Annotated in this window: 11 protein-coding genes and 1 other annotated feature; of the genes, 5 read left to right on the top strand and 6 right to left on the bottom strand. The window is 45.4% G+C overall.

Annotation, left to right across the window (positions count from 1 at the left end; all coding sequences use genetic code 11):
• The first annotated feature begins 259 nt into the window (after positions 1-259).
• The 3 genes from MAS10914_RS0114635 (at position 260) to MAS10914_RS0114625 (ending at position 3,724) form a co-directional block, all read left to right on the top strand.
• Positions 260-1,540 carry an aminotransferase class I/II-fold pyridoxal phosphate-dependent enzyme gene (locus MAS10914_RS0114635; RefSeq protein WP_017316688.1) on the top strand — a complete coding sequence of 427 codons (1,281 nt, stop codon included), beginning with the start codon at positions 260-262 and terminating at the stop codon, positions 1,538-1,540.
• An 82-nt stretch (positions 1,541-1,622) separates the two neighbouring features.
• Positions 1,623-2,771: a hypothetical protein gene (locus MAS10914_RS0114630; RefSeq protein WP_017316687.1), complete on the top strand. Its 1,149-nt coding sequence runs from the start codon at positions 1,623-1,625 to the stop codon at positions 2,769-2,771.
• Entirely contained in the window at positions 2,768-3,724 is a 957-nt protein-coding gene (locus MAS10914_RS0114625) for an NAD-dependent epimerase/dehydratase family protein (protein ID WP_017316686.1), read from the top strand. Before MAS10914_RS0114630 ends, MAS10914_RS0114625 begins: the two co-directional genes overlap by 4 nt.
• A 126-nt stretch (positions 3,725-3,850) precedes the next feature.
• On the opposite strand, the gene MAS10914_RS0114620 is transcribed toward MAS10914_RS0114625, so the two are convergent.
• Complete coding sequence (locus tag MAS10914_RS0114620; RefSeq protein ID WP_017316685.1) at positions 3,851-4,633, bottom strand: ABC transporter ATP-binding protein; 783 nt, start codon at positions 4,631-4,633, stop codon at positions 3,851-3,853.
• A 288-nt stretch (positions 4,634-4,921) separates the two neighbouring features.
• Entirely contained in the window at positions 4,922-6,163 is a 1,242-nt protein-coding gene (locus tag MAS10914_RS0114615; RefSeq protein WP_017316684.1) for an FtsX-like permease family protein, read from the bottom strand.
• A gap of 254 nt (positions 6,164-6,417) precedes the next feature.
• Here MAS10914_RS0114615 and MAS10914_RS0114610 point away from each other — a divergent pair, with 254 nt between their 5' ends.
• On the top strand, positions 6,418-8,097 hold the full coding sequence (locus MAS10914_RS0114610) for a serine/threonine-protein kinase (protein WP_017316683.1): 1,680 nt from the start codon (positions 6,418-6,420) through the stop codon (positions 8,095-8,097).
• A gap of 243 nt (positions 8,098-8,340) precedes the next feature.
• Complete coding sequence (locus MAS10914_RS0114605; RefSeq protein ID WP_017316682.1) at positions 8,341-10,254, top strand: serine/threonine-protein kinase; 1,914 nt, start codon at positions 8,341-8,343, stop codon at positions 10,252-10,254.
• 284 nt (positions 10,255-10,538) lie between these two features.
• On the opposite strand, the gene MAS10914_RS0114600 is transcribed toward MAS10914_RS0114605, so the two are convergent.
• The 4 genes from MAS10914_RS0114600 to rplA form a co-directional block, all read right to left on the bottom strand.
• Positions 10,539-10,913 carry a response regulator gene (locus tag MAS10914_RS0114600; RefSeq protein WP_017316681.1) on the bottom strand — a complete coding sequence of 125 codons (375 nt, stop codon included), beginning with the start codon at positions 10,911-10,913 and terminating at the stop codon, positions 10,539-10,541.
• A 317-nt stretch (positions 10,914-11,230) separates the two neighbouring features.
• On the bottom strand, positions 11,231-11,641 hold the full coding sequence (gene rplL / locus MAS10914_RS0114595; RefSeq protein WP_017316680.1) for a 50S ribosomal protein L7/L12: 411 nt from the start codon (positions 11,639-11,641) through the stop codon (positions 11,231-11,233).
• A 113-nt stretch (positions 11,642-11,754) separates the two neighbouring features.
• A complete protein-coding gene (rplJ, locus tag MAS10914_RS0114590) occupies positions 11,755-12,339 on the bottom strand; it encodes a 50S ribosomal protein L10 (protein ID WP_017316679.1) in 585 nt (194 codons plus the stop codon).
• A 91-nt stretch (positions 12,340-12,430) separates the two neighbouring features.
• Positions 12,431-12,629 (bottom strand) — a sequence feature (ribosomal protein L10 leader region).
• A gap of 52 nt (positions 12,630-12,681) precedes the next feature.
• Positions 12,682-13,395 (bottom strand): 50S ribosomal protein L1, encoded by a 714-nt coding sequence (gene rplA / locus MAS10914_RS0114585; protein ID WP_017316678.1) that lies wholly within the window; start codon positions 13,393-13,395, stop codon positions 12,682-12,684.
• Positions 13,396-13,451 lie beyond the last annotated feature (56 nt).

Here is a 13,451-nt window from a genome sequence, read left to right as displayed (position 1 = left end):
CAAGCGGAGCTAACCAAAGAAAATGCAATTGGATGAAGGCAACTGTATTAGCAGTGGCGGCTTTTCTAACCAGCTTGCTACAAAAGCGTGTTTTGGCACTACCTTAGTAAGGTGATTTGGCTGGATGTATTAGTAGACACTATTAAGTCTTCTCCCAGCCAACATTTTGCCAGATCTATATAGCAAACACCCAGCTTGTGAAAATATACTGTTGAGCTAGAAGCGATACGCTATCTAGGAAAAGGTGAGGGGTAAATTCGTGCAAATTGTAAAAGAGTATGTGCAGCGCTGGTACGAAAGTGGACTTGATCCTGATGAGTATGTCTGTCATAACAAGCAGGGTAATTTAGTCGAAATTGAAGAGGCGGCAACTGGTGAACGTCGAACCGTTCTCACCTTTTGTACAAATGATGTCTTGGGGTTAACTCACGAAGAAGCCGTTAAGCAAGCTGCCATTGATGCCATTTTGAAATACGGAACGTCTAACAGCTCCACATCGGTTTTAAGTGGTCGCATTGACCTACATCGGCAGCTGGAAAACGAAATTTCTGCTTTCAAGCATCTGCCCTACACGCAGTTATTTATGAATGCTTGGATGGCAATGCAAGCCTTGATGGATGCTTTCTGTCACCTGGCAATTCCAGTGCCAGGATTTCAGAATACCCGCGAGACGCTCATTCTCACCGATGTCCTCAACCACGGCTGCATCGTCTCAGCAGTTGTGAACGCAGGGACTCGTTCCGGGAAGGTATTTGGGCATAGTCCCCGCGTCCGTGTCAAAGCATACCGCCACTGTGATGTCAATGACTTGGCTCGCAAGCTGCGACGGTACGCTCAACCAGATGACCGGATTATGGTGGTTTCCGATGCCGTATTTTCCATGGATGGTGATATTGCTCCCTTACCTGATATGCTGGACGTGCTGCAAAATTACCCAGGCAGCGTCTTGCTGATGGACGAGGCTCATGCCAGTGGAGCGATCGGCGCAACGGGAAGAGGAATTTACGAACATTTTGGTATACTACCGCTGCAAGCAGTTGAGCGGGGCATTGTGCCGCTGATTATGACGACTTTCTCCAAGTTTGCTGCCTCAGCAGGCGCCGCAATTAGCAGCCATGTGGCGGAACTTAAACCACTGCTTGATGTCTCTCCCACCTCGATTGGCACAATTTCTTTGCCACCACCAGTCACTGCTGCTGCCTTAGAAAGTATCCGTCAGGTTCGCTCTTCCCCCGAACGGGTACAAAAACTTCAGGAAAATACTCGTTACTTGCGATCGCGCCTAGCTGAACATGATTTTCTAGCCATTGGCGAGACGAATGTTATCCCAGTAATCTTACCACAGGAGATTAATCCGAAGCTCTATGCTAGAGAACTGATGGCAAAACACGGTATCTGGGTTTCTCCCATTTGGTTTATTGCTAAACCCCGTATCCGGATTACCTCTAACGCTCTCCATACTCAAGCGGATATGGATCGTCTAGTTGCGGGAATGCTAGCTATTCGGGACTTATTGTACAAACCTACGATTAGTGCTTAACAATTTGAGATTTTGGATTTTGGATTTTGGATTCCGATACAATATCTGAAATCTAAAATTTCAAATTTTTCCTTTTACCAAAGTGTTAAAACAAACAGCAGCAATTGAGATCCGCTCTGTAAACACTCCGGCAGACAGTGAGTTGTTTCTGGATGTCCCAGCGCTGGTTTATGCCAATGACCCTCATTGGGTACCACCTTTACGAAGCGATGTGGTGAAGCAGTTTGCTCCCAGTAATCCCTTCTTTGAATACGGTAAGTTACAACAGTTTATTGCTCTATCCCAGGAAGCAAAAGGTGATAGGGCAGTGGGACGTATTGTTGCTGCAGTTAATAATCGGTTGATTGAGCGAGAAGGCGAAAATGTAGGTTTATTTGGTTTTTTTGAGTGCATTTCAGATTTTACCATTGCTCAAGCCCTACTGGAAGCTGCCTGCCAATGGCTACGAGAGCAAGGCATGACTGTGGTTCGGGGTCCCATCGATTTATCTACGCACAATAAATGTCTATTTTTAGTTGATGGATTTGACTCACCACCAATGGTGATGATGCCTTACAACCCGCCCTACTACCCAGAATTTATAGAGCGTGATGGCTGGTACAAAGCTAAAGATGCTTACGCCTATAATTTCTTGCTAGATAAACCCCTGAGCGCAGAATTTGAGAAAGCTTATCGAATTGCTTGTAAATCTGGTGTAAAATTCCGCCCACTCAAAACCAAAGGTCAAGCCTTTGAGCAAGATTGCATCAGCCTCTATCACCTCTTTAATCGTGCCTTTGCTAATAACTGGAGTTCCACACCGCGAAGCGAGGAAGAATTTTTGGAAGAGGCTAGAAGCTTGCAACAACTAGTAGACCCGGACGTCTTCCCAATCGCGGAATACGATGGCGAAATGGTCGGTTTTTTTATGGGGCTACCTGATTACAATATACCGCTCAAACACGTCGGGGGCAAACTGAACTGGCTGGGTATTCTCAAATTTCTCTGGTATCGCCGTCAGATTGACCAGGGACGAGTCGTTGTTATTTGTTCTTTACCAGAGTATCGGCGGAAAATGGTGCCTCTTGCCTTGATTTATTTGGGTATGCAAGGTGGAATGCAAAAGGGCAAACCCTACAAACGGGCAGAACTCGGACATGTTTACGAAGATAATTTTCCCTCCCGCAAACTGATTGAAGCAAGTGGCGGTAAGATTTATAAAACGTACCGAATTTACGAAAAATCCTTATGAAAGCGCTAGTGACTGGAGCCAACGGATTTACAGGCTCTCACTTAGTACGAGCTTTAGAGCAACGAGGCTATTCCGTTGTCGGTTTGGTACGCAAGTCCAGCAATTTAGCTCGTTTGTCTGATTGCCATGTGCAATTGGTTTATGGTGAAATCACAGACACGGATGCACTGCGAGCCGCGATGACTGGGGTAGACACGGTTTTTCATACCGCCGCTTATGTCGAGCTTGGGCTAGTTGATGAAGCTCAAATGGAGCGGGTGAACGTGCAGGGAACCCAAGCTGTGCTGGAAGTTGCTCAGGCATCTAATGTCACCAAAATGGTGTATTGCAGCACGATAGGCGTGTTTGGCGACACTAAGGGAGAGGTCGTAAATGAAACATTCAAACGGACACAAACTGACTTTTCGTCTGCCTATGATCGCACGAAATATCAGGCTCAACAATTGGTAGATGAATTTGCTAAGGGCGGTTTTCCAGTTGTCAGTCTTCTCCCTTCAGGGATTTTTGGCTCTGATGATCCCCACTTTGGTCCGGTGATGCAGCAATTTCTTAAAGGACGGCTGAAATTATGGGCTGGTGGCGATCGCATCACTGGTATTGTTCATGTGGATGACTTAGCCGAGGCAATGATTCTGGCGGCAGAAAAAGGTGTTTCCCAACACTACATCATTTCTGCTGGTGAGTTGACCACGCGTGAAATGTTTAAAGTTCTCAGTCAAGAAACAAATATTCCAGTTCCCTACGAAGCACCTAAACCTCTGGTGAGACTTTTGGGAAATCTACTCGATCCCGTCGGACGTATACTTAAATGGCAGCCGCCCCTTAGCCGAGAGCGAGTTCATTATCTTTATGATCGTTGCGTCCGGGTAGATGCTACCAAAGCCCGTCAGGAACTGGGTTGGCGTCCCCGTTCAGTATCAGCAACTTTGCACGAGATAGTTAATAGTCATTAGTTATTAGTCATTAGTTCTTCATATGGGCGAATTCGGCGTTGCTGATCTCCGTAGGCGACTGGCGTCACGTCTTTACAAAATAGTAAATTTCTAAATTCATACCTCAATTCAGTAACGCCGCGAATTCTAATGACTAATGACCGCAGCACTTTTTTGTTTGAGAACCCCATCTTCCATGTAAGCGACTCGGTCGGCTACATCTATAATTCGGGGGTCGTGTGTCACAATCAACACTGTACAGCCTTGTTCCTTCGCCAACTTACGCAGTAAATCAGTCACAGTATGCCCACTGTGAGAGTCCAAGGCAGCTGTTGGCTCATCTGCCATAATTAGTGGGGGATTGCCTGCTAAAGCACGCGCAATTGCTACCCGTTGGTTCTCTCCCCCGGACAAATCACTCGGTTTCTGATTGGCTTTATCCCCTAACCCAACTTGTTCAAGCAGGACTTGTGCCTGCTGTCGCGCCCAACGCCCGCGAATGCCTTTGAGATTGAGCACGACTTCAATATTTTCAGCTGCTGTCAGCGCCGGAAACAGGTTAAACCCTTGAAAAATAAAGCCGATATTTTGCAGTCGAAACTGTGCTAGCTTAGGGCGAGACATAGTTGTAATCTCTTGTCCTAGCAAGTAGACATTTCCAGCAGTTGGCGTCAGCAGTCCAGCTAAAATTGACAGCAGGGTGGTTTTTCCCGATCCCGACGGTCCCATTAACAGTTGAATATCGCCGTTTGGGATTTCCCAGTCAACTCCTTTAAGAACTTGATAGGACTGTAGCCCTGATTGGAACGCCATCTCTATGCCTTTGATAAGGATGGCTTTTGTTGCAGCATTGGTTGAACCTCTTGGGGTAGAAGTAACCTGGTTTGGGATTTGATGCAACACAGTAGAGTGAATTTGAAAAGGACTCATTTGTTAAGTTTTTTAGTAAGTATGTATGCTTTAAACGTCAAAAAATGATGGTGACGCGATAGTATAATAAGCTACGCATATAGCTGCCACTTATATCTATTTTACTCACTTAAATATTTAAATTTGTAAAGCCTTAGATATAGTCCGCTTGTGTTAATACTTATTTGCATAGACCCTTAACTAAGGGTTTAAAGGTCAACCTTGAATGACAAGGGTTTAAAACCGAGAGCCTAAAATTTGCCACAAGGTAGTACAAATAATCTGCTAATTTTTCCGTAAATGTTTAAATTACGCCTTAAAAACAATTGCAGGATCGAGACGGGTGACTTTTTGGATCGCAAAGATAGCTGAACCAACACACATGACGACTGTGAGACCAAAAACTGCGATCGCAGTTTTTATTGTGATTAAAATCAGAATTCCCTGACTTGCCAATGTCCATGCTGCAACGCCCAAGCAAAGGGTTATGCCGGGAACATACCCTAGAACTGCCATCCACAGCGCCTGCTCGACAATTACACCGTATATAACCCAATTAGACGCGCCCATTGCCTTGAGTGTTCCAAACTCCTTAAGATGATCTGACACAGAAGAGTAAAGGATCTGACCAACGACAATTGCCCCAACAATCACACCCACCGTTGCACCGATGCCCAGAAGAAACCCGATTCCAGTTCGCTGTTGCCAGTAAGTTTGAGTCCTTTTGACCATTTCACCACGAGTGTAGGCACGGGTGTTTGGTAAAGCGGCGTTTAATTTCTGCTTGAGTGCTTGTAGATCGTGACCTGGTTTGGCTCGAATCAATATATAAGTGATAGGGTCTGATGAGGCTAACGGTTTTGGCGTAGGAGTAGAAGTCTGAGTGGGTTGTACATAAGTGTTGGTACACACGAAATCCGTCGAACCGGATGGTAATCGGCAGGACAACGTAGAAGTCTTACCGGAACTTAAGTAAGCGTTGGCACTTTCTAAGGAGGTGAACATATAAGGATTCGATACAATTGAGCGGTTTCCTTGCGTTAAGCCAACCAACCTTACTGGTAAAGTATTAACTTCAGCTGTATCACCTAGGCGTCGTACGTTTAAAGTCCCCTGATTAGCTGTATCTAATATCACAGTATAGGGCTGCTTTAAGGCACTCACACTTCCTTGTACAATATTTTGCGGTATAAACAATTGCCCCTGTGGATCAAATCCGATGACTCTGACTGGCGCAATCTCGCTTGCCGGGTGACGCCACATACCTCCGCTAGCAATGAGCGCTTCTGCTCGCTCCACGCCTGGTATCTGTTGAGCTATATTTATATGCGCTAAAGGAATTGGCAGCGTCAGGTCAAGGTACACCATGCTATCTGATGCCACCCAAATATCTGCCGTGGAATTGTTAACTAACTTAGCAGAGGAGCGAGTAAACCCATTGAAGATACCAGTCTGAATTGTCACTAGGCTAACAGCAAACATAATCCCTGCCTGCGCTACAAGGAAGCGAGGAATATCTTCAAGCAGGTTTTTACGGGCAATTGAAACCATAGTAAAAGCTGGTATAAAAATAATTTATTTGATGTATTAGCATCTGTAGTATGGTTAGAATCGGCTCCTCCATAGCGGGTGTTAAATATATAGAACCATCACCTCGACTAGAAAGTACAGCGGGGTATGTGCCAGTTAATTACCTGGAACAAAATGAAATCCCTACATCTGACCCTTAGCGCATTGACCACTTGGCAACAGGAGAAAAGGGTAAAATGTCTGACAAATATCTTTCTCCTGACCAACGCTAATTTATGCAAATGCTGCTGAACAACCGCTATCGAATTCTTCGCACTTTAGGAGGCGGTGGATTTGGTGAGACTTTTCTAGCAGAGGATACCCAAATGCCCTCACTCCGCCGTTGTGTCATTAAACAACTCAAACCAATTCAGGATAATCTCCAAGTTTACCAGTTGGTACAGCAGCGGTTTCAGCGGGAAGCAGCAATTCTAGAAGACTTAGGTGATGGTAGCCATCAAATTCCCCGATTATATGCTTACTTTCCAGAAAAAGGTCAATTTTACTTAGTACAAGAGTATATAGAAGGACAAACTCTCGCATCAAAATTACAAGAGCAAGGCTTGATGAGTGAGAGTGCACTCAAAGAAATATTAACAAGTATCTTACCAGTTCTCGAATATGTTCATAGTAAGGGCATCGTCCACCGTGATATTAAGCCAGATAACATCCTCATTCGCCATGCCGATGGTAAACCTGTTTTAATTGACTTTGGCGCAGTTAAGGAAACAGTAGGAACGATGATGAGTCCTTCTGGGAATTCCACAAGGTCAATTGTCATTGGCACACCAGGATTTATGCCTAGCGAACAATCTGTCGGACGCCCTATGTTTGCCAGTGACATCTATAGTTTGGGACTCACGGCGATTTATTTACTGACAGGCAAAACACCGCCAGAGTTAACAACTGACCATGCTACAGGTGCTCTTGTGTGGCGGCAATATGCTTTGAATATCACTCCCAGTTTTGCTGCTGTATTAGATAAAGCCATTCAGTTTAATGCACACGAGCGTTTCGCTAGCGCCAGAGAAATGTTGCAAGCTTTGTATGCTGGCGCTGCGTTAATGGCTCCGACTGTTCAAGTGGTTCCTCCAACCATAGTTTATACTCAACCACCCGCAACAAACGCACAGCCGCTCGAAATACCTCAACAGACCATTCCTGTCAGTCCAGGGTCTACTCCTCAACCTTCCCCTCAAACCGATGGACAAAACAGTGGGCAAAAGAGTGTCCTTTTGAGCAGTTTAATTACAGGTGGTTTGATTGGTGCATCTGTCATTATTGGTTTTGCCCTCAGCAGAGAACAACCTCAACCAGAGGTGGAACAACCACTGGCACAGCAGAACACATCGATTCCCTCTTCTCCATTCCCTTCAGAATCTCAAGAGACTGCTGTGCCCCCTATGCCAACAGAACCTAGTCTTTCAGAACCTACCACAACACCTTCTGAAACTTTAGAGCCTGTGCTACCAGAACTAACGACAGATCCTAAAACTCACCTTCCCAAAGTTGCTAACACACCTGTTCCTACCCAAACCCCATCTTCTCAAGTTCCTCCCACAACACAATCCCCGACAAACAATCACCCCTCACCAGCAGAAGCTGTGCAAAATTATTACTTCACTCTTAATCAGGGTGAGTATAGAAGTGCTTGGAATCAGCTAGTTCCAAGCTACCAAAACAATAAACGTCTTCACCCTAATGGTTATCTTTCTTACATTGACTGGTGGGGGGGAAAAGTTAAGAGTGTAGATGTTGAGCGAGTTAGCATAGTAGAAGCAAGTACAGAAAAAGCTACGGTAGAAGCTCAATTAAAATATTTTATGAAAGCTGGACAAGTAGTCCCTACTTCTGTGCGCTTCTTGCTTTTGTGGGATGCTGATAACAGCAGATGGATTGTTAGTGATGCCCAGTAGCATTGCTTAAGAACATAGTCATCAAGACAGGATACATTCTGTCCCTATGGTCGTCATGGGTTTAGTATACATATATAAAGGGTAAGCATCTTAGGTCAGAGTTTGTTGGTTTATTTCAGTCCCTGATAGGGATTCATACAGAACTACTCTCGCCCTTAATGGTAAGACTTTGGTGAGTAAACCATACACTGTCCCATTGGGCTACGTCATATTCTATCCGAAGGAAAACTGGGATAAGGGAGCATGACAACCAAGCTGCTGAACAATCGCTATCAAGTTATCCAGGTACTAGGTGCCGGTGGATTTGGTGAAACTTTTTTGGCGGAAGATATGCATATGCCTTCTCGCCGTCGCTGTGTGATTAAGCAACTCAAACCCGTAACAAATGACCCCCAAACCTACCTGGTGATCCAAAAGCGGTTTGAACGAGAAGCTGCAACCTTAGAGTATCTGGGCAAAGGTAGTGAGCAAATTCCCGAACTCTTTGCCTACTTTTCTGAGAGAGGGCAATTTTACCTCGTTCAAGAATGGATTCAAGGTCAAACCTTGGGAGACATAGTTAAGGAACAAGGGGTACTCAGCGAAACGACAGTTAAGGAAATCTTATTGAGTTTGCTGTCCGTCTTGGATTATGTTCACAGCAAAGGCATTATTCATCGGGATATTAAACCCGATAACATCATTGTCAGCTCCTCGAATGGCAAGCCAGTCTTAATTGATTTCGGCGCAGTTAAAGAAACAATACGTTCAGTCATTAATCCTTCAGGATATCTCACGCAATCGCTGGTCATTGGAACACCAGGATATATGCCTAGCGAGCAAGCCATTGGACGTCCAGTTTACGCCACTGACATCTACAGCTTGGGCATGACGGCAATTTATTTGCTCACTGGCAAACATCCGCACGAATTAGAAACGCAACCTCAAACTGGCGAAGTTATCTGGCATCATTTTGCTCCTGAGGTGTCCCCCAATTTGGCGATGGTACTGAATCAGGCAATTAAGCCTCATGCAAGCGATCGCTACACTACCGCGAGCAAAATGCTCTATGGTTTGAAATCTGCAACTTCTCTTGCCACGGTGGAACCAACGGCTGCTGCTCAACCGACAGTCCCCCTGTCTCCAAGTGCTGGTGCATCATACCCATCCCACCACACCCAACCATTGTCTTCCAATCAAAAAGCTCCTGTTATTTCTACTTCTTCCACTCCAGCCAATTGGCAAAAATCGGCTTGGATTTTGGGGAGTTTGGTTGTGGGTAGCATGATTGGTGCAGTTGCCATTGCCAGTATGAGCCGTCAAGGGTCTGAAGTTCCCATTGCTAGATCGCCTGTGTCTACACCGCTTTCAGAAGTTAACGAGACAAATCCAACCCCTCCAACAGCATCCCCGACTCCCACTTCCGAAGCCAGCACATCTAGAAATAGGACGGTTGTTGCACCACCTCCAGTTGCTACTGCACCTAACCCACCACAACAGCAACAGCCAGAAACTGATAGATCTGCCCCACCCTCAGTTGCGTCTAACTCACAACAAGAGTCATCAACTGAACCAGAACCAGAAGAACAAGAAGAGCCAGAAGAATCCCCAACTCCACGTGCTTCCACGTCAGAAGAATCCACTGCAGAACAACAACCTACACCGCAAAAAGAGGAACAGCTAGCGACTCCTCCTGCTCCTGCACCAACCCCAGAGGCTTCCACCCCACCTCCACAGCAGGAAAATGCTGCAAATACCAATACCAACTCTCGCAACGTTCCTGCTTTTCCCGTTGGCTCTTCAGAAGATGCTGTCAAAGCAGCGTTAGGAAATCCTCGTAGGGTTTCCAGAGGTGCATTCGGGAGAACTCGTGCTTATCTTTATCAGCATGACCCAAACCGCGTTGACCTTGGTTATTTATTTGACCGTAAAACAAGAGTGCTGCGCCAAACCGAAGTCTCTTTTGCCCCATCTGTCGAACCTGAGGTCATGCAAACGACATTGCAGGGGATGCTAGGGGGTAATGCTTCTGGTGACATTAAGCAAGGACTGCAACAAGTCTATGAGCGCAAAACTAATGAATACTCTTTTAACGTTGGGGAATTAAAAGGGATGATACAACGCAATTCAAAAGACCACATCTACATTGCAGTCTGGGATGTCGACTTACACCGATAAAAAAAGTAGTTTCATCCGACTCCGCTATTGCGCGGAGTGTAGCACTGGAGACCATCGCCTAATTCCAGGCTAATAGTGTAGAGACGCTTAAGCGTGGTTCCATTCCCAGTACAGTTCAGTTAACAGCCGTCACCTTCAAGGGTGCTGTGTACACTAACTATCTGTTCAGCCGAGGCAATGCGTTTCAGTCAAACCAGTACCGCAGTTTCTTACGGTAGGGTTACCCTCCAAGAGAACTGCTCGCTACAGGAGGGGAGCCACTGCGTTACTACTTCCTTGTTTTTTTAGCTCAAAATTTCTTTAATTCTTGTTATAAATCTATCAAAATTAATGGGCTTACGAATAAAATCATCTGCTCCTATATTCAATCCTTCTTGCACATTAACTTCTTCATAACCCGTAATGAGCAGAATTGGAATATGGGGTAATCTGTTATTTTGGCGAATACGTTGGGTCACTTCTATGCCGTTCATCTCAGGCATGATCACATCCAGCAGCACCAATTCAGGTGGTGAAGCCTCAATTTTAGCTAAAGCCAAAGTACCATTAGCTGCCGTATCAACTTCATACCCTTCTGCTTCTAAAGCAGTTTGAAGCAAACGTAAATAAAGCGTGCTATCATCTACAACCAGGATACGACGACGTCTAGAAGATTGCATAAAGCAAAACCTTATTAGTCATGAGGTAGACAAACCTGGATATTTTGAGTATTTATACTTAATTATCATCATCACATATCAACTTAATATTTAAATCACTCCTTTGATAGTTGACTTTTGATATTGACTTTAGAATACAAATATCAAATAAGTAGTCTAGCTGACCCCAACAGAGCATCTAGATGCTCATGGGGTGTTCTTCCTTCTAACCTTCACTTGCCTCCAAATAGCAAAGCAGCAGCCCAAGTCAAACTCAATACTGGGCTGCTGCCTGATAATTACTAATTAGTAATATGTAATTCGTCATTAATGACGAATTACTTCACTGTTACTTTACCGCCAGCATCTTCGAGCTGCTTCTTAGCTTCTTCAGCAGCATCCTTAGCAATGGCTTCCTTAACTGGCTTGGGTACAGATTCTACCAAGTCTTTCGCTTCCTTGAGACCCAAACCGGTTAACTCCCGTACTACCTTGAGTACAGCAATCTTCTTCTCGGCTGGGACTGTTTCGAGAATAACGTCAAACTCGGTCTTCTCTTCTACTGGTTCAGCCGCAGCAGGTGCGCCAGCACCTGGAGCAGCAAGACCGGGCATCATCATCATCCCACCGCCAACAGGAGCAGAAGCATCAACTCCGAAAGCCTCTTCAATTTGCTTAACCAATTCAGAAGCTTCTAGCAGGGTCAAAGATTTCAACTGATCCAAAATTTCATCAGTTTTTGCAGACATGGGTAAACTCCTAGTGAATCGTAAAATGTTGAAAAAAAATACAAACCGAACTCAAAGATAATTCTGAGTCTTCAAAATAGCTACTCTCACTCAGCACTCAACACTCCATATTGTTATGCAGCTTGAGAGTCTTCTTGAGAGCCGCCTTCCTTTTCGGAAACAGCTTTGATAGCGCGTACCAGGGAACCGGGGACTTCTTTGATTCCCACAGCCAGTTGTGTTGGCACGGCATTGAGTCCCACTGCCAACTTGGTAGGAATTGCCTTGAGACCCCCAGCCAAGCGAGCCATGAGTTCTTCTTTTGAAGGCAGTTCCGTCAGTGCCTTGACATCATCTTGTGTCAAGGCTTGTCCATCCAGCACACCGCCACGAAGTTCTGTTTTCTTGGCAGCTTTCTGGAAGTCCTGGTAAGTCTTAATTGCACCCTTCATGTCTTCCTGAACAAGCAGGAAGACAGAAGAACCAGTGAGGAACTCCGTCATTGGCTGCCATCTGCTATCACCTTCAACAGCGATTCGCATCAGCGTGTTTTTTGTTTTTTTGCAGACGGTGCCAGTTGGACGCATCTTTCGCCGCAAATCAGTGATTTCTGCGACTGTTAACCCTTGGTAGTCAATGATGAGCGCCAGCTGAGACTGACTCAAAACTTCTTTGAGTTCAGCGACTATCTCTTTTTTGTCTTCTATCGTTCTAGGCATACTGTCTCACCTCCTTTAATTTGTTAGTTGTTAGTTGTTAGTTGTTAAAAAGTTAAGACTAACCACTACCCACTAACCACTAAACTATTCCCAGAAAAAAAATAAACCCCAGCTCTCGCAGCCGGGGTTTGGCGGTAAAGATGCGTTATACAATGCGTCTCTACCTTGTCATCCTTATGTCGCAGTACTCACACTTGTCATACGTGTTACTGGCAGCAATCGGGGCGAAAACCTCGGCAGGATATTAAGCCAATAGCACCTGCTGTCTTAAGCTGTTGCCTATTTAATTTTGTTTGGGATTTGCTTGTAGAGACCTGCCAGAGCACGTCTGTACAACACGCATTATGCTTCGGTCAGTTTCAAATCGCGTAGGGCGTTAATATCTACGCTAATTGATGGTCCCATTGTGGCAGACACGTACACTGTACGCCAATAACGACCTTTAGCTCCTGATGGACGGTTACGGTCAATTGTTTCTTGCAACGCCTTCAAGTTGACTAATAAATCCTCTGGAGTGAAGGATACCTTCCCAAACATAACATGGACAATACCAGTTCGATCAGCTCGGAACTCTAATTTACCTGCTTTGAATTCAGCGATCGCACTTGCCAGGTCGAATGTCACTGTCCCTCCCTTGGGTGAAGGCATCAAACCACGCGGACCGAGCAACTTACCCAGCTTTGCCACCTGAGGCATTATATCAGGTGTGGCAATGAGCTTGTCAAAGTCCATCCTACCTTTTTGAATTTCGTCAATCAGCTCTTCTGAACCAACGACATCAGCACCAGAATTAGTTGCTTCTGTGACCTTTTCCCCTCTGGCAATGACTGCCACACGTACTGTTTGTCCTGTTCCTTTGGGCAGTACAACCGTTGTCCGCAGCTGTTGGTCAGTGTACTTTGGGTCAATCCCCAACCTGATGTGCGCTTCTGCTGCTTCGGGGAACTTTGCTGTTGCCGTTTCTTTCACAAGGGCTAATGCGTCTAGGGGTGCATAATCCCTGTCTTCAACTTTTGCTAGCAGCGCCTGCATTCGGCGCGATACTTTCTTCGCCATTTTTCTCTCTCCTGGGGTCTATTACGAAGCTTTGCCTCTCCCCCGAATAATTTTGT

Source organism: Mastigocladopsis repens PCC 10914 (assembly GCF_000315565.1).
GTDB classification, from domain to species: Bacteria; Cyanobacteriota; Cyanobacteriia; order Cyanobacteriales; family Nostocaceae; genus Mastigocladopsis; species Mastigocladopsis repens.
The sequence above is the reverse complement of the archived record's forward strand: the minus strand, read 5'-3'. Positions and strand labels throughout refer to the sequence as shown.